Below are 21,911 nucleotides of genomic sequence, written 5' to 3'. Positions count from 1 at the left end.
GGGCTGTGGACGGCATACGTGATCGGCCAGGGGGTGTGGAAAGGGGGACGCTGGACCTCGAGGGCTCACGACCTCAGGAGAAGTTGCCGTTCTCCGGGAGCTTGATGTCGGGCTTGGGCAGCTCCTCGACGTTGACGTCCTTGAACGTCACGACGCGGACGTTCTTGACGAAGCGAGCCGGCCGGTAGATGTCCCACACCCACGCGTCCGCCATCGTCACGTCGAAGAAGACCTCGCCGCCGTCGCTGCGCACCTTCACGTCGACCGAGTTGGCGAGGTAGAAGCGCCGCTCGGTCTCGACCACATGGGTGAACAGGCCGACGACGTCGCGGTACTCCTTGTAGAGCTGGAGCTCCATCTCGGTCTCGTACTTCTCGAGATCTTCCGAACTCACCTGATCGCCGTTCCTGTCTGCTCTGCCGTGATGGGCGCCGAAGCGTTGGTCTCCGCCCCCTCATTCAACACCTCGACCGCTCCCTCGGACGACAGGCCGGGCAGGCGCCACGAGCGCCGGTGCAGCTCGCAGGGGCCGAGGCGCGCCAACGCGTCCATGTGCTCGGGGGCGGAGTAGCCCTTGTTGAGCGCCCAGCCGTATGCCGGGTGGTCGCCCGAGAGGCCCACCATCATCTCGTCGCGCTCGACCTTCGCCAGCACACTGGCGGCAGCGACGGAGGAGCACTTCAGGTCGGCCTTGATCATCGTCGTGACGGGAGGGGCCGTGGGACGGGAGTCGTCGGCGAAGGCGAAGAGGCCCACCTCGGACGGGGCGGTCAGCCAGTCGTGGTTGCCGTCGAGGATGACGAGGTCGGGGACCACGCCGAGGCCGGCGAGGGCGCGCAGCCCGGCCAGGCGCAACGCTCCCATGATGCCGATCTCGTCGATCTCGTCGGGGCCGGCGTGGCCGACGGCGTGCGCGACGGCCCACCGCTGGATGCGCGGCACCAGCACCGTACGGGCCCGTTCGGTCAGCAGCTTCGAGTCCTTGACGCCGACGGGGGCGGAGCGGACCGTCTCGTCGATGACGACGACGCCGACGCTGACCGGCCCGGCGAGCGCGCCGCGGCCGACCTCGTCCATGCCGGCGAGAAGGCGGTGCCCGGAGCGCTGCAGGGCACGCTCGGCCCGCAGCGAGGGCTTCTTGGAAGGGGTGGGGCGTGCCATCGTCCTGTTCGCGGCGATCAGCCCGCGGCCTTCGTCGTGGCGGCCGGCTTGCCGCTGGGCGCCGGGTTGACCGTTGCCTTGGTGGTCGGCTTGGTGGAGGGGGTCGTCGCGGTCGGGACCTCCGAGAAGGTCCGCTCCGGCACGCCGAGCCAGGTCACGTGGTCGATGGGCCAGACCACGAACAGGGCTCGACCGACGACCTTGTCCAGCGGGACCGAGCCCGTCGCGCCGGTGCCGTCGTCGTGCCAGCGGCTGTCGGAGGAGTCGCTGCGGTGGTCGCCCATGACCCAGATGCGGCCGGCCGGGACGGTGATGTCGAACTTCTTGCCCTCGCTCGGGTAGTCGCCGGGCTTGACGTAGGGCTCGGTGATCTCGACACCGTTGACCTGGATCTTGCCGGTGTCGCCGTCGGCCTGGACGTGGTCCCCCGGCAGACCGATGACGCGCTTGATGAGGTGGTTCTCGGCGTCCTCGGGCAGCAGGCCGACGAAGACGAGCGCGTCGTGGAGGGGACCGCCGACGGTGCTGTGCTGGTTGCCCAGCTCGCCCAGCCAGGGACTGGGCACGCTCGGGTCCTCGAAGACGACGACGTCGCCGCGCTTGAGGTCGAACGGCCCTGGCGTCAGCTTGCTGACGATGACGCGGTCGTCCTTGACGAGGGTGTTCTCCATCGAGCCGGACGGGATGTAGAAGGCCTGGAAGAGCCACGTCTTGACGATGAACGAGAGGGCCATCGCGAGGACGACGACGATGACGAGCTCCTTGATCCCGGCCAGCACCGTCGCACCGAAGCCACGGGGCCGGTCGTCGTCGTAGTCGTCGAGGTCGTCGTCGTAGGGGTCGTCGACGTCGTCAGCAGTGCGCCCGCGGGTCGGGTCTTCGGGGCGTCCGGTGTACTGCGACATCACTCACCATTTCGTGGGACGGGGGCAACTTGTCCGTGGTCAACCGGCCCGAGCCGACCGAGCGGCCAGTATCGCACCCAAACCTTGCCGATGATGTCGTCGCCGGGGACCATGCCGCCACCTGCCTCGCCGAGGTGCGCGCGGGAGTCGGCGGACGAGCCGCGGTTGTCGCCCATGACCCAGAACCGGTCCGGCGGGACGGTCACGTCGAAGGTCGTGGCACTCGGCTTCTGTCCCGGCGCGAGGTACTGCTCGGTCGCTGCCACGCCGTTGACCTCGAGGCGTCCGTCGGCCGCGCAGCAGCGCACATGGTCCCCGGGGACGCCGATGACGCGCTTGACGTAGTCGGTGGGCTGCCCCTTGCCGGCGAGGCTCTCGACGGCCTCGACGAGTGTCTGCAGCACGCCGCGCTCGGGAACCCTCAGGTTGAAGGCCTGCGACGCGTCGAACACGACGATGTCGCCTCGGAGCAGGTCGGCAGGGGCGGTGGTGCGGCTGACGAGGATCCGGTCACCGATGAGGAGGGTGTCCTGCATCGAGCCGCTCGGGATGCCGAACGGCGTCACGAGGAACGCTCGCACCACCACGACAGCGAGGAGCACCACCGCGGGAGCGAGCAGCCACCGATGACGGCGGGCGGCGCCATACGCCGCGCGGGGGGCGTGGCCGCCGTCCTCACGGGGACGTGACGAAGGCGCGGCGGGCCCCGCGTCGGGGGACGTGCCGGACGTGGTGTCCGGGACGGCCCGCTCGGGGTCCACCGCGCCTCGTGTGGTCAGACGACGTCTGCGTCGGTCCGACGTCAGCTCTTGGCGCTGGCCTTGGCCGGGACGCTGTCGCGCTTCTCGCGGATCTTGGCGGCCTTGCCGCGCAGACCGCGCAGGTAGTAGAGCTTGGCGCGACGGACGTCACCGCGGGTCAGGACCTCGATCCTGTCGATGACCGGGGTGTGCACCGGGAAGGTGCGCTCGACGCCGACACCGAAGGAGATCTTGCGGACCGTGAAGGTCTCGCCGATGCCGCCACCGTGGCGACGGATCACGACGCCCTGGAACACCTGGACACGCGAGCGCGTGCCCTCGATGACCTTGACGTGCACCTTGAGGGTGTCGCCGGCGCGGAAGTCGGGGACGTCCGAGCGCAGCGACGCTGCGTTGATCTCGTCAAACGTGTGCATGATGCTTCGCTTTCCTGGGTGCCACAGGCCACCTCGTCACCAATGTGTGGGCGCGTCCGTCGGGCCGCGCCGGGTCACCGGTGGATCTCGGTGGTGACTCGACTCCCCCTGTGGCAGGGGCCGTCATGTGCGGGACGCAAGGAGCAAGTCTGCCAGAGCACCGGGCATACCAGAAATCGGTGGCGCGGCGGGCGGCCGGCCGTGCCCTAGCGTGGGCCCGTGGACGTCTCCCCCGGCTGGCCCGTCTCCGTGTGCCTCGTCATCCTCATGGTCGTCACCGTCGTCGCCAACCGCGTGGGCGGCCTGGGTCTGGGCGGCCAGTCGGTGCTGGCCGGAGCCCGGGCCGTGGTGCAGCTCTCCGTCGTGGCGCTGGTCATCACCGCGGTCGTCGGCTCGCTCTGGCTCTCGTTCGTCGCGGTGCTGGTCATGTTCGGCATGGCGGTGGCCACGACCTCGCGCCGCGTCGGTGCGCCGCATACGTGGCCGTGGGCCGCCGCCGCGATGGCGTGCGGCGTCGTGCCCGTCGTGGCGATCGTGCTGGCCACCGGGTCGGTGCCGCTCACCGGAATCGCCGTGATCCCCGTCGCGGGCATCGTCATCGGCAACACGATGACGGTGCACACGCTCGTGGGGCGGCGCACCTTCGCGGCCCTGCGCGAGGAGCACGGGCAGTACGAGGCGTCGCTGTCGCTGGGCCTCACCTCGAGCCAGGCGATCGACGAGATCATCGCCCGGCGCGTGCCCGAGGGAATCGTCCCGAGCCTGGACCAGGTGCGCACCTCGGGCGTCGTGACCCTGCCGGGTGCCTTCATCGGCGTCATGCTCGGCGGCGGCAGCGCGGTGCAGGCGGCGACCGCCCAGGTTCTCGTGCTCTTCGCGATCATGGCGACGCAGTCGATCACCGCCAGCGTGCAGGCGGAGCTCATCCGCCGTCGCCTGCTGCTGCCGGCCGACCTCGGGTCCGCGCTGGTGTCCTGAGCGGCCGGCGGCAGCGAGCGTCAGCGGCGCCGCTTGACGAGCGTGACCGCGCCCGGGATGGGCGAGGACGCGTCGGCGAGGCGGTAGCCCGCCTTCTTGTACATCAGCAGGTTGTCGGTGCTGCGCGCCCCCGTGTGGAGCACGAACGAGCGTATGCCGTCCGGCGCGGTCGACTCGGCGTGCTCGAGGAGGCGCCGGCCGAGCCCCCGGCCCTGGAGGTCGGGGACGACGCAGAGGCGGCCGATGAACCACTCGTCCCCATCGACGGGGTCGCGTGAGGTCCGCACCGCGCCGACGAGCCGGCCGGAGCTGCGCGCGACCCACGTCCGGGTCGTGTCGAGGCTCGCCCGGACGTCGTCGAGGCCCTCGTGCAGCGCCGGGATGTCGAGGGTGTCGTTGGCGACGGCCTCCTGCACCCAGCTGGCCCGCATGAGCACGGCGAGCTCGGGCACGTCGCCGGGCGTCGCGACCGTGATGACGAGCTCGGCGCCGTCGAGATCGCCCTGCGAGGGGTGCAGCAGGTCGGGTCGGCGGGCGGCGGTGCGGGCCAGCCGCTGCTCGTGGCGCCACGTCGCGATCGCACCATGGTTGCCCGAGAGCAGCACCGGCGGCACCTCCCGGCCGTTCCACGTGGCCGGCTTGGTGTAGATGGGGTACTCGAGCAGGCCGTCCTCGTGCGACTCCTCGACGAGCGACTCGGCGTTGCCGATCACGCCGGGCACCAGCCGGCCGACGGCCTCGACGATCGCCAGCACCGCGACCTCGCCGCCGTTGAGGACGTAGTCGCCGAGGCTGACGACCGACACCTCGAGCCCGAGGTCGTCACGGGCGTGGTCGTAGACCCGCTCGTCGATGCCCTCGTAGCGGCCGCACGCGAAGGCGAGCCACGACTCCTGGGCCAGCTCGCGGGCGAGGGCCTGTGTGAACGGCTGCCCGCCGGGCCCCGGGACCACGAGGCGCGGCTTCGCGCCCGTCGGGTTGTCCTCGGCGAGCACGTGGGCGAGCGCCTCAGACCACGGCTGCGGCTTCATGACCATGCCGGCCCCACCGCCGTAGGGCGTGTCGTCGACCGTGCGGTGGCGGTCGTGCGTGAAGTCGCGCAGGTCGTGCACCCGGACGTCGAGCAGGCCGTCCTCGCGCGCCTTGCCGATGAGCGACAGGTCGAGCGGGGCGAGGTAGTCCGGGAAGATCGAGACGACGTCGACGCGCAGGGCCGGGTGCGCCGCACGCGCGGGTCGGGCTGGACGCGAGTCGGGCAGGGTCACTCGGCGCCCTCGCGGTAGAGGTCGAAGAGCCCCGCCGGCGGGTCGAGGACGACGTGGTCCTCGGCGACGGTCGGCACGAAGCGATGCACGAACGGCACGTATGCCGTGACGCCGTCGGTGAGCGTGAGGACGAGGCGGTCCTGCGCGGGACCGATCTCGAGACCGCTGACGGTGCCGACGACCGCGCCTGTGGTGTCCCGTGCCTCGAGGCCGACGAGGTCCTCCTCGTAGTACGCCTCGTCCTCCACCTGGGGACTGGACTCGGGAAGGACGAGCCGGGTGCCCCGCAGGCCCTCGGCGCCGGTGCGGTCGGGGATCTCCTCGAAGGTGAGCAGCCAGACGCCGTTGTGCACCCGCGTCGACGCGATGGTCAGCGCCCTGGGCACACCGGACCCGGGCTCGGCCTCGGTCGCGATCACGGTCCCGACGGCGAACCGGGTCTCGGGGTCGTCGGTGTGCAGCTGCACGGTGACCTCGCCCCGCAGACCGTGGGGCTTGCCGATGCGTGCAAGGACGACGTTCATGGGCCGAATCCTCTCAGGTTCTGAACCGGTCGGTGGCCGCTCCTCGCGGCACTGGTGGGCGGACGCGAAAGGGGCGCCCCGGTAGTCCGGGACGCCCCTTGTCGGGACTCGATCGCGACTCGGGCGAGTCGTCGGCGCTCAGCGCACGCGGTCGGTGTCGACGATGTCGACGCGGACGTTGTTGTTGCCGGCGAGGGCACCGACGACGGTGCGCAACGCGCTCGCCGTGCGGCCGGAGCGGCCGATGACGCGGCCCAGGTCGTCGGGGTGGACCCGGACCTCGAGCAGCTCACCGCGGCGCAGCTCCTTGCGACGCACGACGACCTCCTCGTCGTGGTCGACGATCCCCTTGACGAGGTGCTCGAGCGCCTCCTCGAGCATGCTCAGGACTCGCTCTTCTCGGAGGTCAGGTTGCGCTCGGCCTCGGCCTGCTCGGTGACCTTCTCCTCGACGACGTCCTCGACCGCCTCGGCGTCGACCGTCTCGGTCTTGGCCTCAGCCTTGGGCTCGCTCTTCTTGGCGGCCTTCTTGCGCGGGGTCGAGCCGTCGGTGCCCGCGTCGTTCTTGCCACCGGCGGCGGCGATCGCGGCCTCGTAGAGGTCACGCTTGGAGGTCTTCTGCTCCTTGGTCTGGAGCTTGCCCTCGTCGACGATCTTGATGAGCGCGGCCACGGCCTCGGTCGGCTGCGCGCCCTGGCCCAGCCAGTAGTGCGCGCGCTCGATGTCGATGTCGATGAGCGACGGCTGCTCGGTGGGGTGGTACTTGCCGATCTCCTCGATCGCACGGCCGTCGCGCTTGGTGCGCGAGTCCATGACGACGACGCGGTAGAACGGTGCACGGATCTTGCCCATGCGCTTCAGACGGATCTTGACTGCCATGGTGGCGGTCTCCTCAACCAGTAGTGAGCGCGGCGAGACCGGCTGGGTTCAGCCGGGGTGCCGACGCTCGGTGTGTAGGCGTCCGGTCCAGCCGAGAGGGGGCCGGACGGGTACAGCCCTCCATTCTGCCAGACGTCGAGGGGTGCTCCGGACACGCACCTGCGGGGCGGTGGCGTGGGCCGTCCGCGTCGTGAGGGCGTATGCCGTCCGCGTCGTCAGGCGTAGGCCGCCCGGACGGCGAGGGCGTGCCGCACGACGTCCCGCCTGGCGACGTCGAACGCAGCCTCGAGGACCGGAGCCACCCTGGGATCGAAGCCCGCGCGCGCGAGGCCCATCCGAAGCTCCGGGGCCCCGAGCCGGCACTCGACCACCCCGCCGACGGGCGAGGAGCGCAGCAGCTCGAAGAGGGCGGCCGTGCTGTCGACGACGGTCGCGGAGTAGAGGGGGACCCCGAGCTCGGCTGCGACGGCGGCCGCGAGGCTCGTGCCGACGTAGCCGTAGCTGGCGTGGCCGACGGACCCGTTGACGACGCAGGCGATGCGTCGGTGCCCGTGCTGGCGGTACGGCACCGCGGGCCAGTCGGTCGAGAGCATCGTGAAGCGGTCGTGGTCGCGCCAGTCCCGGCGACCGTCGACCCCGGGAAGGTGCAGGAAGTCACGAGAGAACCCCTCGTGGACGAAGCCCAGGGACCGCACGAGGCCGGCGGAGCGATGGTTGGCCGGCTGGATGTTGGCCTCGACGCGGTGCAGCCCCATCCCGTGCGGAGGGTCGGCGAAGACGAGGTCGAGGGTGAGCCGGAGGCCCTCGGCGAACAGGCCGCGGCCGGCATACGGGTCGTAGGAGTCGTAGCCGACGGTAGCGCTGCGGAACGCTCCCTCGACGACGTTGGCGACGTTGATGCGCCCGACGAGCCCGTGCGAGCTCTCGGGGTCGAGGGCGTGGACCATGAACGTGCGGTAGGTCGGCGACTGGCTGTCGAGGACGACGGGCAGGTTGTGCGGGTTGGGCATCGCGAAGTCGGCGAGGCGCCGCTCGGAGAGGGTCACCGCCGCGGCATACGACTCGATGTCGGCGGCCGAGGGTGGGCGCACCTCGACGCGCTCCCCCACAGCGGTGAGCGGCGGCTCGTCGGCGACGGGCTCGGTCAGGCGGTCAGGCGACAATGCGACCTCGCAGGACGACGCCGAGCGGGTCCGCCACGACCCTGACGTCGGTGCGCGGGTCGGACGCGTAGACGACCAGGTCGGCGTCCTCGCCCTCGACGATGCCGGGGCGGCCGAGCCACTCGCGCGCGCCCCACGTGGCGGCGGAGAGCACCTCGGTGGTGCTGAGCCCGGCCTTGGTCAGCTCGACCATCTCCTGGGCCACGAGCCCGTGCGGGAGGCTGCCGCCGGCGTCGGTGCCGACGTAGATCGGCACGCCGGCCTCGTGCGCCGCGCCGACCGTGGCGTAGCGCCGCTCGTGCAGGTCCAGCATATGGCGGTGGTAGTCGGGGAACCTCGCCTTGGCCGGCTCGGCGAGGTCGGGGAACTGGGCGATGTTGACGAGGGTCGGCACGATGGCGATCCCCTGCGCGGCGAAGGTGTCGATGGAGTCCTCGCGCAGGCCTGTCGCGTGCTCGATGCAGTCGATCCCGGCCGCGGCGAGGTCACGCAGCGACTCCTCGCCGAAGCAGTGGGCGGTGACCCGCACGCCCTCCTCGTGCGCGGCGGCGATGGCATCGGCCACGGCCCGGCGCGACCAGCTCGGGGCGAGGTCGCCGACGTCGCGGTCGATCCAGTCGCCGACGAGCTTGACCCAGCCGTCGCCGCGGTGCGCCTCGAGCCGGACGTGGCGGACGAGCTCGTCCTCCTCGACCTCGTGGGCGTAGTTTCGGATGTAGCGACGGGTGCGCGCGATGTGCCGGCCGGCGCGGATGATCTTCGGCAGGTCCTCACGGTCGTCCACCCAGCCGGTGTCGCCGGGCTGGCCGGCGTCGCGGATGAGCAGCGTGCCGCGGTCGCGATCGGTGATCGCCTGCTGCTCTGCGTCCTCGCGCGGCACGGCGCCGTGGGGGCCGAGGCCGACGTGGCAGTGGGCGTCGACGAGCCCCGGCAGCGCCCAGCCCTCGAGCGTCTGGACGCCGGTGCGAACGGCCGGCGGCGTGAACGACACCCGTCCTGCGATCACCCACAGCTCGTCGACGACGTCCTCGGGACCGACGAGCACGCGACCGCGGACGTGGAGCACCGGTGCACTCATGTGACCGACCCTAACCTCAGCCGTCCCGGCGGCAGACCTCGGCCACGTATGCCGCCGGACCCGGTCGGGCACGGTGGCATACCTCGGCGGTCGGCTCAGCGGCCGAGGAACTTCTCGAAGCCCTTGGGTAGGTTCGACGGGTCGAACCCCGCCATCGGGTCGGCATCGTCACTCGCGTCGGCGCCGCCCACACCGGGAGCCCCGAACGCGCTGGCAGCCGACGCTGACCGGCCGGCGGCGGCCTTCTCCGCCGCGGCCCGCTCCTCGGCGGCGCGCTTGGCAGGGTTGCCGCTCTTGCTCTTCTTGCGCTGCGGCGCCTGCTTGCCGCGCTTGCCGGCGCCGGGGATGCCGGGCATGCCCGGCAGGCCGCCACCGCCGCCGCGGGCCATGGACTTCATCATCTTCTGGGCCTGGCCGAAGCGCTCGAGCAGCTGGTTGACCTCGGTGACGGTGACGCCGGAGCCCTTGGCGATCCTGGAGCGGCGCGAGCCGTTGATCTGCTTGGGGTGGGTGCGCTCGAACGGCGTCATCGAGCGGACCATCGCCTCCACGCGGTCGAACTCGCGGTCGTCGAAGGCGTCGAGCTGGTCGCGCATCCCCTGCATGCCCGGCATCATCTTGAGCATCGACTTGAGCGAGCCCATCTTCTTGATGGCGTTCATCTGCTGGAGGAAGTCCTCGAAGGTGAAGTCCTCCTCGGCGAGGAACTTGCGCGCCATCTCGTCGGCCTGGCGCTTGTCGAACGCCTTCTCGGCCTGCTCGATGAGGGTGAGCACGTCACCCATGTCCAGGATGCGGCTGGCCATCCGGTCGGGGTGGAAGACCTCGATGTCGGTGACCTTCTCACCGGTGGAGGCGAACATGATCGGCTCGCCGGTGAGCTCGGCGACCGACAGCGCAGCGCCACCTCGGGCGTCACCGTCGAGCTTGGAGAGCACCACACCGGTGAAGGCGACGCCCTCATGGAAGGCTTGGGCCGTCTCGACGGCCGCCTGGCCGATCATCGCGTCGAGGACGAAGAGGACCTCGTCGGGCGCGATGGCCGTGCGGATGTCGGAGGCCTGCTGCATGAGGTTCGCGTCGACGGCGAGGCGGCCGGCGGTGTCGACGATGACGACGTCGTACTGCTTGGCGCGAGCCTGCTCGATGCCCAGGCGCGAGACCGTGACCGGGTCGCCGAAGGAACGCGTGCCCTCGCCCGAGTCGAGGACGGCGTCGTGGCCGCCCATGTTGCCGCGCTCCGGGGCGAAGACCGGGATTCCGGCGCGCTCGCCGACGACCTCGAGCTGCGTGACGGCGTTGGGGCGCTGCAGGTCGGCCGCGACGAGCAGCGGCGTGTGGCCCTGGTCCTTGAGCCACTTGCCGAGCTTGCCGGCGAAGGTCGTCTTGCCCGATCCCTGGAGGCCGGCGAGCATGATCACCGTCGGCGGCTGCTTCGCGAAGCGGATGGTGCGCGTCTGCCCGCCGAGGATCGCGACGAGCTCCTCCTGCACGATCTTGACGACCTGCTGCGCAGGGTTGAGCGCCTGGCTGACCTCGGCCCCGAGGGCGCGCTCACGCACCGAGCCGGTGAAGCGCTTGACGACGGGCAGGGCGACGTCGGCGTCGAGCAGGGCGAGTCGGATGTCGCGGATCGTCGAGTTGACGTCGGACTCCGTGAGCCGGCCCTTGCCGCGCAGGTTCTTGAACGTCGCGGTCAGGCGGTCAGACAGGGATGCAAACACCCGGCAAGGTTATCCGCTCCGCCCAGCAGTTCCGACTCGGCGCCTCCCCCGCCCCCACCGCTGGCGTATGCCGCCGCGTAGGGTCGCGCGGGTGAGTGACCAGAGTGCCCCGCCGTCCACGACCCCACCGTTCATCGACAAGGTGGCGTGGGTCCACCTCGAGGAGCGCCGCCTCCTCGTGGCCCGCAACGCGGGTCGTGACCGCTTCTACCTGCCCGGCGGCAAGCGGGAGTCGGGTGAGAGCGACGTCGAGACGCTCGTGCGTGAGGTCGACGAGGAGCTCCTGGTGGCCATCGACACCTCGACGGCCGTGCACCTCGGCACCTTCGAGGCGCTTGCCGACGCCCGCACGGACGGGCTGGTCGTGCGCCTCACCTGCTACACGGCGGCACACACCGGCGAGCTGGCGCCGTCCCGCGAGATCGAGGAGATCCGGTGGCTGACCGCCGGTGACGGCGACCTGGTGTCCGCCGTAGACCGGCTCGTCCTCGCCCACCTGCAGGACGCCGGCCTGCTCGACTGAGTGCTCAGTCGGCGTCGCAGGTGTCGATGATCATCGCCACGGCCTGCGCGGCCCGGGCGGGCGCGAGCTGGCCGCCCCCGAACTCCGTCACGTAGAACGTGTCGAGGGTCTGGCCGGCATACGTCGCGATGTGCGCCGAGCGCACCGACAGCGACGCGCGCGCCAGCGTGATGCCGATGTCCTGGAGCAGGCCGGGCCGGTCGGTCGCCCGCACCTCGATGACCGTGGCGCTCTCGGAGGCGCTGGTGACCACCATGGCGCGAGCGGAGTCGACGGACCCGGAGCCGGGGCTGCGCACCCCCGTCGGTCGGCGCCGCTGGAGCTTGCCGAGCGGCGCCCGGTCCCCGCTCGAGACGCGCACGAGGTCGCGCGCGATGACCTCGGGCAGCGGCGTGTCGCCGCCCGGCGAGTCGACCCACCACTCGTTGACGGCGAGGCCGTCGACGGTGCGCACGATGGCGGAGCGCACGACGAAGCCGTGCGCGGCCAGCAGGCCGGACGTGTCGGCGAACAGGCCGGCACGGTCGCGGTCGATGATGTCGATCCGGTGCGCCCCACCGAGCGACGACACGGTCACGTAGGCCTCACCGGAGGCGACGCGCTCGAGCACGCCGTCGGCGAGCCGCAGGGTCTCGATCGGTTCCACGACGGGGACTTCCTCTCCCGGGGTTTGTGCGGTGAGGGCCGTCCGGCAGGCATCGTAGAGGCGCTGGACGAGACCGGCGCGCCAGTCGCTCCAGGCCTTCGGGCCGGCGGCCGACGCGTCCGCCTCGGTCAGGGCGCGCAGCAGGTCGAGGGTCGTCGGTGAGCCGTCCACGGCCGCCGACAGGGCCGCGATCGTCGCCGGGTCCTCGGGGTCCCGGCGCGTCGCGAGCTCGACGAGGGTGAGGTGCTCGCGCACGAGCCGGACCACGGTGCCGCGGTCGGCGTCCGGGACGCCCATCCGCCGCAACGCCGTGTCGGCGAGCTCGGCGCCGGTCACCGAGTGGTCCCGGGCGCCCGTCACCTTGCCGATGTCGTGGAGCACCGCGGCGAGCATGAGCAGGTCGGGCCGGGCGACGTCACGCACCATGCCGCTCGCCGCGACGACGGTCTCGATGAGGTGCCGGTCGACGGTGTGCCGGTGGACGGCGTTGCGCTGCGGCCGGCTCCGCACCGCCGTCCACTCGGGGATCCATCGCTCGACGACCCCGGCGAGGTCGAGCCCCTCCCACACCGTGACGAGTCCAGGCCCGGCCGCGAGCAGGTCGGCGAAGAGGTCCCGCGCCGCCTCGGGCCACGGATCCGGCAGGACGGGCGCCGTGGCGGCGAGGTTCTTCAGCGTCGTCGGCGACAGGGGGATGCCGCCCCGGGCAGCCACGACGGCGGCGCGCAGCGGGACGATCGGGTCGGACGCCAGGTCAGCCGACGGTCCGAGCACCGCCTCGCCGTCGTGCCGGTAGAGGCCGTAGCCGAGTGGCGCCAGCTGCGGGCGGCGCGGACCGACGCGCAGCGTCCGGGCGCGCTGGGACTGCATGGCGCGACGCAGGGTGCCGTCGACGGCATACGCGATGGTGCGGGCCGACGTCGAGAGGTCGGTGAGCAGGTCGTCCGCTTCGGTGTGGCCGAGCAGCGCGGCGCACGCGTCCTGGTCGTCCCTCGTCAGACGGTCACGGCCCCGGCCGGTCACGACGTGGATGGCGTCGCGCACGTCGAGGATGCGTTCGTATGCGTCGTCGACCTCGCCGTGGGGACGGTCGGTCAGCCACGCGGCCGTGAGCGCCCGCAGGACCGCCATGTCGCGCAGGCCCCCGTGCGCCTCCTTGAGGTCGGGCTCGATGAGGTGGGCGAGGTCGCCCTGGCGCGTGTGGCGCTGGAGCACCGACTCCTGCATCTCGCCGAGGCGGGTTCGCGCGTTGGCGCGCCAGTCGTGCGCCACGGTCGACCGGGCCGCGTTGACGACGTCGGCGTCACCGGCGACGTGGACGAGGTCGAGCAGGCCGACCGCGGCGGAGAGGTCGTCCGAGGCGACGGCCCGGCACTCGGCCACCGTGCGCACGCTGTGGTCGAGCCGGACGCCGGCGTCCCAGATGGGGTACCAGAGCTTGTCGGCGAAGGCGCCGACCTCCTTGCCCGACAGGCCTCTTGGGTGGTGGACGAGCACGAGGTCGTAGTCGCTGAGCGGTCCGCCGTCACCGCGGGCGAGCGAGCCGACGGCGGCCAACGCGACCCCCTCGTGCCGGCGGCCGGCGCAGGCCGCGCGCCACAGCTCCTGGAGCCACCCGAACCCGAACTCCGCGAGCGCCCGGCGGCGGGTCTGGCCCGCGCCGGGCGCCGCGAAGGTCCGGGTGCCGGCGAGGTCCAGACGTCGTGAGGTCACATCCGTCATGTCGGTCTCGCCGTCCCCTTGCGTACGTGTGGTGCTGGTTCGTGTCTTCGTCCGGCGCGAGCCGCCGCGGCCGGCGCGGACCCTTGGGGCCCGGGCCTAGAGGGCGTCGACGCCGCGCTCGCCGGTGCGGACCCGCACCACCTCGTCGACCGGGACCGACCAGATCTTGCCGTCACCGATGCGACCGGTCTGGGCCGCCTTGAGGATGACCTCGAGGACGTCCGGGGCGTCTATGTCGTCGACGAGGACCTCGAGGCGCACCTTGGGCACGAAGTCGACGGTGTACTCGGCGCCGCGGTAGACCTCGCTGTGCCCGCGCTGGCGGCCGTAGCCGCTGGCCTCGCTGATGGTCATGCCGGCCACCCCGAAGGCCTCGAGGGCCTCCTTCACCTCGTCGAGCTGGTGGGGCTTGATGATGGCGGTGATGAGCTTCATGCTGAGGCCTCTTCCTTGGGCGCCGTCTCGGCGGTCGGGGCGGGTGGGGTGGCGGCGGCGCTCGCGGTGTGGCCGGCGACCACGCCGGTGCGGGATCCACCGAACGAACCGAAGTCGTACCCGGTCTCGGCGTGCTCGGCAAGGTCGATGCCGCTGACCTCCTCCTCACGGGAGACCCGGAAGCCGATCGTCTTGTGCAGGGCGAGACCGATGAGGTAGCTGACGACGAAGGAGAAGGCCAGGACGGCGAGCGCGCCCTCGAGCTGGGCGAGCAGCTGCGAGACGCCGCCGCCGTAGAAGAGCCCCTCGTTGACGTCGAGCCCGGCGGCACCGGTCGGGCTGCCCTTGGTGGCGAGGAAGCCGATCAGCAGGGTGCCGATGAGGCCGCCGACCAGGTGGACGCCGACGACGTCGAGGCTGTCGTCGAAGCCGAGCTTGAACTTCACGCCGACGGCGAGGGCGCACCCGACACCGGCGACGAGGCCGACGACCAGGGCACCGATCGGCGACACGGTCGCGCAGGCCGGGGTGATGGCCACCAGCCCGGCGACGACGCCGGAGGCTGCACCGAGCGAGGTGGCGTGCCCGTCCCGCAGCTTCTCCGTGAGGAGCCAGCCGAGCATCGCCGTGGCCGTGGCGGCGAGGGTGTTGACCCACACGCCGGCCGCCTGCACCCCGGCACCCAGCGCCGACCCGGCGTTGAAGCCGAACCAGCCGAACCACAGGATGCCGGCGCCGATCATGACGAGCGTCAGGTTGTGGGGGCGCATCGGGTCACGCCGGAAGCCGACGCGCTTGCCGAGAACGAGCGCGAGCGCCAGGCCGGCGGCACCCGCGTTGATGTGGATGGCCGTGCCACCCGCGAAGTCGTAGGCGCCGGCGCCGCCGAGGAAGAGGCCCTCGGCCTTGTTGGCGATCCAGCCGCCCGTCTCGGCGGCGTAGCCGCTGAAGGCGAACACCCAGTGCGCCGCGGGGAAGTAGACGAGGGTCGCCCAGATGACCGTGAAGATCGTCCACGTGCTGAACTTCGCGCGGTCGGCGATGGCACCTGAGACGAGGGCCACGGCGATGATCGCGAAGACGACCTGGAAGGCGACGAAGGCGGTGGCGGGGATACCGCCGGCCGCCGGGGTGCCGGCCGCGGCATCGGCCGGGACGTAGCCGTAGATCGCGTCGAGGACGCCGCTCAGCCCGAAGTGGGTGAACGGGTTGCCCAGCAGTCCGCCGCCGAGGTCGGGGCCGAACGTCTCGCTGTAGCCCCAGAGGATCCACACCGTGCCGACCGTGCCCATCGTGATGAACGACATCATCATCATGTTGAGGACGCTCTTGGTCCGGACCATGCCGCCATAGAAGAGGGCGAGACCGGGGGTCATGAACAGGACCAGGGCGGCGGCTGCCAGGACCCACGCGGTGTTCCCGCTGTCGGTGAACGGCGCGTCAGCCGTCACGAAGGTAAGTGCGCTCATGGCCGAAACGATGGACTGGCCGAATTTCGTGCGGACGCGCCCCGTGTTACGGGCATGTCAACAACCCCGGCGCGGTGTTAGCGGATGGTTTCACCCCCCGTGGCCGTCCGGATCATGGACTCAGGCGCACGAATGCCGCCCGGCGCGCCGGACGGCATTCGTGACTCAGGTCGGGCGCGAGGTCACATGACGATGGCGTCGACGAAGGCCTCCGGGTCGAAGGGGGCGAGGTCGTCGGGACCCTCGCCGAGGCCCACGAGCTTGACCGGGACGCCCAGCTGGCGCTGGACCGCCACGACGATGCCGCCCTTGGCCGTGCCGTCGAGCTTGGTCAGGACGATGCCGGTGACATCGACGGCCTGGGAGAAGACCTTGGCCTGCTGGAGGCCGTTCTGGCCGGTGGTGGCATCGAGCACGAGGAGCACCTCGTCGATCTCGCTCTGCTTCTCGATGACGCGCTTGACCTTGCCGAGCTCGTCCATGAGGCCGACCTTGTTGTGCAGGCGGCCGGCGGTGTCGATGATGACGACGTCGACCTCCTCCTCGATGCCGGCCTTGACGGCGTCGAAGGCGACGGCGGCGGGGTCGGCGCCGTCCTTGTCCGAGCGCACGGTGGCGACACCGACGCGGGCGCCCCACGTCTCGAGCTGGTCGGCGGCGGCCGCACGGAACGTGTCGGCGGCACCGAGGAGCACCTCCCGGTCCTCGGCGACGAGGACGCGGGCGAGCTTGCCGACGGTCGTCGTCTTGCCGGTGCCGTTGACCCCGACGACGAGGATGACCGCAGGACGGTCACCCACGCGGCTGCTGGCGATGCGCCGGTCCATGTCGGGCTGGACGAGCGCGAGCAGGTCCTCGCGCAGCCAGCCCCGCACCGTGGCCTCGTCGGTGGTGCCGTCGATCTTGACCTGACGACGCAGCGAGTCGACGAGCTCGGTCGTGGCCTCGACGCCGAGGTCGGAGGAGATGAGGGTGTCCTCGACCTCCTCCCATGCCTCCTCGTCGAGCTTGCCGCGGGAGAGCAGGGCGAGCAGCCCCTGCCCGATGGAGGAGTTCGAGCGCGCCAGACGCGCGCGCAGGCGGGCGAGCCGTCCCCGGGCGGACTCGGGGCGCTCGATCGTCGGCTCCGGCACGGTGGGGGCGGTCGGCACCTCCGGCTCGACCTCGACCGTGGCCTGGCCGCCGGGATGCTCCGGCGGCGTGACACGGTCGGTCGAGTCGGTCGGCGGCTGGCGGTCGAGGTCCTCCGTCGGCAGGCCCGGGGGCGCGGTGGGCGCCTCGCGCTCGCGGGTCCGGCCGCCACGCAGCAGGCTCACGCCGTAGCCCACGGCTCCGAGGACGATGACGGCGCCGATGATGACGAAGATCAGGACTGTTTCCACGTCAGCCATCCAACCACGGTCACACCGGGCGTCCCGTCCCCCTCGGCCGGACTTTGGCCTCGCGCTCGACCGGTCAGGACGGCGCCACCGGACCGGACCGGAAGAGGGCTGGAAGAGGGCCGGAAGAGGCCCGGAAGAGCACTCGACATGGCTCGGCCCCCCGGTGGCCCCCGGGGGCGGCGGTGGTTCGCACCGGTGGCCGAGGGTGGTGGGCAGGCGGTTCCGCGCGGCTAGTGGGTCCGCGCGCGCGGTCGACCGAGGGTGCCCGCGCGACGACGTGCCGAGCGTGCGACCCCTTCCCCCTTGGCGGTGAGCAGGTCTCGGCCGCCCCGGTGCGCGGGCACCGCGACGACGCCGACGACCGCGACACCGAGCACGGTGACGACGAGCATCGAGATCACGAGGAAGACCATGTGACCAGAGTGACGCATGTGACTCGGCTGACGCAAATAGCAGAAGGTGACGATTTCGCAACCCGAGAGCCACCGGCCCGGTCCCCGGCGGCCGTGTGCCGGGTTCCTCAGGCGGGCTGCTCGGCGAGGTCGCGCAGGCGCTGCGACACGACCGTCGTCACGCCGTCGCCGCGCATGCTGACGCCGTAGAGGGCGTCGGCGATCTCCATCGTCTTCTTCTGGTGCGTGATGACGATGAGCTGCGAGCTGTCGCGCAGCTCCTCGAAGAGGGTGATGAGGCGACCGAGGTTGGCGTCGTCGAGCGCGGCCTCGACCTCGTCCATGATGTAGAAGGGCGAGGGGCGCGCCTTGAAGATCGCGACGAGCAGCGCGACGGCGACGAGCGAGCGCTCACCACCGGAGAGCAGCGACAGCCGCTTGATCTTCTTGCCGGGAGGGCGGGCCTCCACCTCGAGGCCGGTGGTCAGCATGTTGGACGGGTCGGTGAGCAGCAACCGTCCCTCCCCGCCGGGGAAGAGCCGCTGGAAGACCCGCTCGAACTGCACCGCCGTGTCCTCGAAGGCCTCGGCGAAGACTCGCTGGACGCGCTCGTCGACCTCCCTGACGATGTCGAGCAGGTCGCGCTTGGAGTTCTTGAGGTCCTCGAGCTGCTCGGTGAGGAACTTGTGCCGCTCCTCGAGCGCGCTGAACTCCTCGAGGGCGAGCGGGTTGATCCGGCCGAGGGCGCCGAGCTTGCGCTCGGCCTGGCGCAGCCGCTTCTCCTGCACCTCGCGCACGAACGGCACGGGCTCCGGCTGCGGCGCCTCCGGGTCGGCGTCCGGGTCGGCCACGGGTGGCACGAGCTGGTGGGGGCCGTACTCCTCGACGAGGTCGGACGGCGCGATGCCGAGCTCCTCGACGGCCTTGGTCTCGAGCTGCTCGATGCGCAGTCGCTGCTGGGTGCGGGCGACCTCGTCGCGGTGGACGGTGTCGGTGAGCTCGCGCAGCTCGGCCTGCAAGGTGGCGACGTCGCGGCGCACGACGGCCAGCTCGGCGTCACGCTCCGTGCGCCCCGCCTCACCCGCCGCCCGGGCCCGGCCGGCCTGCTCGGCCGACCCGGCGAGCAGCTGGTGCGCCCACGTCGCCGCGGTGCGCACGGCTTCCGCGATGGCAGCCTCGCGCCGGCGGCGCTCCCGCTTCTCGGCGAGACGCTGGCGCGCCTCCTCCTCGTGACGGGCGCCGCGCTCGAGGGCGTCGGCGCGGTCCTTGAGCGCGCGGGCCCGCTCCTCGCGGGTGCGCAGGGCGAGACGCAGCTCGGTCTCGGCGCCGCGCGCCTCCCGGGCCACGGCCTCCAGCCGGTCGCGCTCCTCCGTCGAGGGCTCGTCGGCGAAGTCGCCCTCGCCGCTGGCGGCCTCGAGGCGTTCGATGAGGGCTGCGTGCTCTGTCTGGTCGGCCTCGAGTGCCGAGGTGGCGTCGGCGATGGCCTTCTCGGTGCGTTCGACCTCGGCGCGGGCTGCGCGCAGGGTCTGGCCGAGCGACCCGAGCTTTTCGGCGATCGCCGCCATCCGGGCATCGCTCTCGTTGAGCCGCTCGAGGGTCGCCTCCACGGCCTCGGCGAGCTCGCCGCGCTCGGCCTCGGCGGCAGCGACGCGGAAGCGGGCCTGCTCCCCCTCGCGGGTCGCGCGGGCCATGCCGTCCTGGGCGTCGTCGAGCGCCGCCTGCAGCTCGAGCAGGCTCGGCGCGGTCGTGCTGCCGCCGCGCACGGCGCCGGGGGCATAGACGTCGCCTTCGCGGGTCACGGCGGTGACGCCGGCCTGCGCCCGCACGAGCGCCCTGGCGGCGGAGGCGTCGGCCACGAGTGCGACCTGGTCGAGCACCTGGTCGACCGCGGGACGCACGGACCCGGGGCACTCCACGACGTCTCGCGCCCATCGGGCCCCGGCGGGCAGGGCCGGCCAGGAGGCGGGGTCGACCGGCGAGGCCGACTCGGCGACGAGCAGGGTGGCGCGTCCGTCGTCGCCGTCACGCAGCGCGTCGAGCGCCGCGGCAGCAGCGTCGAGCGAACCCACGGCGAGGGCCTCGGCGGCCGATCCCAGCGCGGCCGCGACGGCGTTCTCGAGGCCTGTCTCCACCGTGACGAGCGACGCCACCGACCCGAGGATCTCGTGCCCCTCGTCGGCCGCGGCCAGGAGCGCGGCCGCGCCGTCCTTGCGGCGCAGGCTGAGACCGAGCGCCTCGACCCGCGCAGCGGCCGTGGTCCGGGCGCGCTCGGCAGCCGCCTCGGCGTCCTTCCAGCGGGCGAGCTCGGCCTCGGCGGCGTCCAGGCGCGCGGCGGCCTGCTCGTAAGCCGCGTCGAGGTCCTCCTCGCCCTCCTCGTCCTGCGCGACGCTGGCCTCCAGCCGGGAGAACTCGCGCTCCGCCTCGGCGGCGCGGGCCTGGGCGGCCTCGATGGTCCCGCGCAGGCGGCCGACCTCGGCCTCCCGCGCCTCGATGCGAGACGCCTTGGCACCGACCTGGCCGCCGAGCTTGGCGAGGCCCTCACGTCGGTCCGCGGCCGCCCTCGACTCCCGGTGCAACCGGGCGGTCTCCTCCGCGTGGCGGCGCTCGGCGTCGCCGCGCGTCATGACGGCGTCCTCGAGGGCGGCCTTGGACTCCTCGATCTCCTCGAGGAGGAAGGCTTCCTGCTCGCGCACCTCGGCGGCCTGGGCCCGCAGCTGCTCGGGGTCGCGGCTCTGGCCGGGCGCCTCGGGCCCGTCGTCCTCGGTGAGCAGGCGCACCCGCTCGGCCGCGAGGGACCGGGTCGCGGCCATCCGCTCGACGAGGCGGCCGAGCGAGACGTACTCGTCCTGGGCCCGGCTGAGCGCCGGTCGTGCGGCCTCGGCAGCCGCCTCCAGCGAGGCGAGCCGTTCGGCGAGGCCGGCGATCGACTCCTCGACCTCGGAGCGGCGCTCGATGAGGGCCGACTCGTCGGCCACCTCCTGCTCGAGCGTGGAGGTGAGCTGGACGAGGTCGTCGGCGAGCAGGCGCAGGCGGGCGTCGCGGGCGTCGGTCTGGATGACCGCTGCCCTGCGGGCCGTCTCGGCCTGCCGCCCGAGCGGGCCGAGCTGGCGACGGATCTCGCCGGTGAGGTCTTGGACACGCGTGAGGTTGGCCTCCATGGTGTCGAGCTTGCGCAGCGCACGTTCCTTGCGCTTGCGGTGCTTGAGGACACCGGCGGCCTCCTCGATGAAGCCGCGGCGCTCCTCCGGCGTCGCGCGCAGCACGGCGTCGAGCTGGCCCTGGCCGACGATGACGTGCATCTCGCGGCCGATACCGCTGTCGGAGAGCAGCTCCTGCACGTCGAGCAGCCGGCACGGGGTGCCGTTGATGGCGTACTCCGACCCGCCGTTGCGGAACATCGTGCGGGCGATCGTCACCTCGGTGTAGTCGATCGGGAGCGCGCCGTCGGTGTTGTCGATGGTCAGCGCCACCTCGGCGCGGCCCAGCGGCGCGCGGCCGGTGGTGCCGGCGAAGATGACGTCCTCCATCTTGCCGCCGCGCAGCGACTTGGCGCCCTGCTCGCCCATCACCCAGGCGAGGGCGTCGACGACGTTGCTCTTGCCGGAGCCGTTGGGCCCCACGATGCAGGTGATGCCGGGCTCGAGGCGCAGGTGGGTCGCCGAGGCGAAGGACTTGAAGCCCTTCAGGGTGAGGCTCTTGACGTACACGACCCGAGATTTCCTTTGTCCAGCCAGCCAGCGATCCCGGTCAGCGTACTAGCCGCCGGGCGCGCCCCCGGGGAGGCGAACGTCGTCGCGCCCCGCCCGGCGGGCGGCATACCGTGGGTGGATGGAAGCCGACGCCCTGCTGCAGCGTCCCACGCCCGACGAGCACCGCGTCACCTCGCTCGAGCGGCTGCTCGAGGTCTACCCCAACGCACCCGCTGCGAACTCCCTCGCCAAGGAGTCGTCGACGCTCACAGCCAGCCAAACGCGCATCATCGAGGCGTCCCCGTTCGTGGTCGTGGCGACCATCGGCAGCGGCGGCCTCGACCAGTCACCGCGTGGCGACCGTCCCGGCTTCGTCGTGGTCCGGGACGAGCGGACGCTCGTCATCCCCGATCGCCGGGGCAACAACCGTCTCGACACGCTGCGCAACCTCGTGGCCGACCCGCGGCTGGGGCTCATCTTCCTCGTCCCGGGCCTGGGTGAGGAGCTTCGGGTGCGGGGCACCGCGGTGGTCTCGACGGACCCGCAGGAGCTGTCGCGCCACGCCGTCAGGGGCATCCCGCCCGCGTCGGTGCTCGTCGTGACCGTGGAGCGCGTCTACTTCCAGTGCGCCCGCGCCATCAAGCGCAGCCGCCTGTGGGATCCGGTCGCCCGGGTCGACCCGGCGACGCTTCCGACGGCCGGCACGATGACGCGCGAGGCCGGGGGCTTCACGAGCGACGCGGAGGCTGCCGCCTACGACGCCGCGCTCGACGCACGGCAGGACGCGACGCTCTACTGAC

Annotated in this window: 21 protein-coding genes; 3 read left to right on the top strand and 18 right to left on the bottom strand. The window is 72.2% G+C overall.

The window, feature by feature from the left end; translation table 11 throughout:
* Positions 1–73: 73 nt before the first annotated feature.
* Genes AC3WRT_RS01490 through rplS form a run of 5 tightly spaced genes read right to left on the bottom strand, consistent with a single transcriptional unit; the run spans position 74 to position 3,243 of the window.
* Positions 74–394, bottom strand: coding sequence for a DUF2469 domain-containing protein (locus AC3WRT_RS01490; protein ID WP_492718235.1), 321 nt, complete (start codon positions 392–394; stop codon positions 74–76).
* On the bottom strand, positions 391–1,161 hold the full coding sequence (gene rnhB / locus AC3WRT_RS01485; protein ID WP_492718233.1) for a ribonuclease HII: 771 nt from the start codon (positions 1,159–1,161) through the stop codon (positions 391–393). The genes AC3WRT_RS01490 and rnhB overlap by 4 nt, the downstream gene beginning before the upstream one ends.
* A gap of 17 nt (positions 1,162–1,178) precedes the next feature.
* On the bottom strand, positions 1,179–2,066 hold the full coding sequence (gene lepB / locus AC3WRT_RS01480) for a signal peptidase I (RefSeq protein ID WP_492718231.1): 888 nt from the start codon (positions 2,064–2,066) through the stop codon (positions 1,179–1,181).
* Positions 2,066–2,827, bottom strand: a complete 762-nt coding sequence (gene lepB, locus AC3WRT_RS01475) for a signal peptidase I (RefSeq protein WP_492718229.1) — start codon at positions 2,825–2,827, stop codon at positions 2,066–2,068. Before lepB (AC3WRT_RS01475) ends, lepB (AC3WRT_RS01480) begins: the two co-directional genes overlap by 1 nt.
* Before the next feature lie 41 nt (positions 2,828–2,868).
* Positions 2,869–3,243, bottom strand: a complete 375-nt coding sequence (gene rplS, locus AC3WRT_RS01470) for a 50S ribosomal protein L19 (protein ID WP_492718226.1) — start codon at positions 3,241–3,243, stop codon at positions 2,869–2,871.
* 219 nt (positions 3,244–3,462) lie between these two features.
* On the opposite strand from rplS, the gene AC3WRT_RS01465 reads away from it, so the two are divergent.
* Complete coding sequence (locus tag AC3WRT_RS01465; protein WP_492718224.1) at positions 3,463–4,221, top strand: ABC transporter permease; 759 nt, start codon at positions 3,463–3,465, stop codon at positions 4,219–4,221.
* A gap of 20 nt (positions 4,222–4,241) precedes the next feature.
* On the opposite strand, the gene trmD is transcribed toward AC3WRT_RS01465, so the two are convergent.
* The 7 genes from trmD to ffh form a co-directional block, all read right to left on the bottom strand.
* Entirely contained in the window at positions 4,242–5,486 is a 1,245-nt protein-coding gene (gene trmD, locus AC3WRT_RS01460; protein ID WP_492718222.1) for a tRNA (guanosine(37)-N1)-methyltransferase TrmD, read from the bottom strand.
* Positions 5,483–6,010 carry a ribosome maturation factor RimM gene (gene rimM, locus AC3WRT_RS01455; protein ID WP_492718220.1) on the bottom strand — a complete coding sequence of 176 codons (528 nt, stop codon included), beginning with the start codon at positions 6,008–6,010 and terminating at the stop codon, positions 5,483–5,485. Before rimM ends, trmD begins: the two co-directional genes overlap by 4 nt.
* A 138-nt stretch (positions 6,011–6,148) precedes the next feature.
* Positions 6,149–6,391, bottom strand: coding sequence for an RNA-binding protein (locus tag AC3WRT_RS01450; RefSeq protein WP_142222349.1), 243 nt, complete (start codon positions 6,389–6,391; stop codon positions 6,149–6,151).
* Between the two features lie 2 nt (positions 6,392–6,393).
* Complete coding sequence (gene rpsP, locus AC3WRT_RS01445; RefSeq protein ID WP_492718217.1) at positions 6,394–6,888, bottom strand: 30S ribosomal protein S16; 495 nt, start codon at positions 6,886–6,888, stop codon at positions 6,394–6,396.
* Between the two features lie 215 nt (positions 6,889–7,103).
* Positions 7,104–8,051: a GNAT family N-acetyltransferase gene (locus AC3WRT_RS01440; protein ID WP_492718215.1), complete on the bottom strand. Its 948-nt coding sequence runs from the start codon at positions 8,049–8,051 to the stop codon at positions 7,104–7,106.
* Positions 8,041–9,129 carry an amidohydrolase family protein gene (locus AC3WRT_RS01435; RefSeq protein WP_492718213.1) on the bottom strand — a complete coding sequence of 363 codons (1,089 nt, stop codon included), beginning with the start codon at positions 9,127–9,129 and terminating at the stop codon, positions 8,041–8,043. The genes AC3WRT_RS01440 and AC3WRT_RS01435 overlap by 11 nt, the downstream gene beginning before the upstream one ends.
* Positions 9,130–9,224: 95 nt before the next feature.
* The gene (gene ffh / locus AC3WRT_RS01430; protein WP_492718211.1) at positions 9,225–10,853 is read right to left on the bottom strand and encodes a signal recognition particle protein; all 1,629 of its coding nucleotides are present in this window, start codon (positions 10,851–10,853) and stop codon (positions 9,225–9,227) included.
* Positions 10,854–10,944: 91 nt separating this feature from the next.
* Between ffh and AC3WRT_RS01425 the strand changes: the two genes are divergently transcribed.
* Positions 10,945–11,376, top strand: a complete 432-nt coding sequence (locus AC3WRT_RS01425) for an NUDIX hydrolase (RefSeq protein ID WP_492718209.1) — start codon at positions 10,945–10,947, stop codon at positions 11,374–11,376.
* Positions 11,377–11,380: 4 nt separating this feature from the next.
* On the opposite strand, the gene AC3WRT_RS01420 is transcribed toward AC3WRT_RS01425, so the two are convergent.
* From AC3WRT_RS01420 to smc, 6 genes are all read right to left on the bottom strand, one after another.
* Positions 11,381–13,744 carry a [protein-PII] uridylyltransferase gene (locus AC3WRT_RS01420; protein WP_492718207.1) on the bottom strand — a complete coding sequence of 788 codons (2,364 nt, stop codon included), beginning with the start codon at positions 13,742–13,744 and terminating at the stop codon, positions 11,381–11,383.
* A 96-nt stretch (positions 13,745–13,840) separates the two neighbouring features.
* On the bottom strand, positions 13,841–14,179 hold the full coding sequence (locus AC3WRT_RS01415) for a P-II family nitrogen regulator (RefSeq protein WP_492718205.1): 339 nt from the start codon (positions 14,177–14,179) through the stop codon (positions 13,841–13,843).
* On the bottom strand, positions 14,176–15,648 hold the full coding sequence (locus tag AC3WRT_RS01410) for an ammonium transporter (RefSeq protein ID WP_492718203.1): 1,473 nt from the start codon (positions 15,646–15,648) through the stop codon (positions 14,176–14,178). Before AC3WRT_RS01410 ends, AC3WRT_RS01415 begins: the two co-directional genes overlap by 4 nt.
* 182 nt (positions 15,649–15,830) lie before the next feature.
* Positions 15,831–17,039 carry a signal recognition particle-docking protein FtsY gene (gene ftsY, locus AC3WRT_RS01405; RefSeq protein WP_492718201.1) on the bottom strand — a complete coding sequence of 403 codons (1,209 nt, stop codon included), beginning with the start codon at positions 17,037–17,039 and terminating at the stop codon, positions 15,831–15,833.
* 221 nt (positions 17,040–17,260) lie between these two features.
* Positions 17,261–17,443 carry a hypothetical protein gene (locus tag AC3WRT_RS01400; protein ID WP_034771351.1) on the bottom strand — a complete coding sequence of 61 codons (183 nt, stop codon included), beginning with the start codon at positions 17,441–17,443 and terminating at the stop codon, positions 17,261–17,263.
* Between the two features lie 107 nt (positions 17,444–17,550).
* Positions 17,551–21,129 carry a chromosome segregation protein SMC gene (smc, locus tag AC3WRT_RS01395; RefSeq protein ID WP_492718194.1) on the bottom strand — a complete coding sequence of 1,193 codons (3,579 nt, stop codon included), beginning with the start codon at positions 21,127–21,129 and terminating at the stop codon, positions 17,551–17,553.
* A 121-nt stretch (positions 21,130–21,250) separates the two neighbouring features.
* Between smc and AC3WRT_RS01390 the strand changes: the two genes are divergently transcribed.
* On the top strand, positions 21,251–21,910 hold the full coding sequence (locus AC3WRT_RS01390; RefSeq protein ID WP_492718191.1) for an MSMEG_1061 family FMN-dependent PPOX-type flavoprotein: 660 nt from the start codon (positions 21,251–21,253) through the stop codon (positions 21,908–21,910).
* Position 21,911 lies beyond the last annotated feature (1 nt).

This window comes from Terrabacter sp. FW104-15G4B (assembly GCF_058790095.1).
The sequence above is the reverse complement of the archived record's forward strand: the minus strand, read 5'-3'. Positions and strand labels throughout refer to the sequence as shown.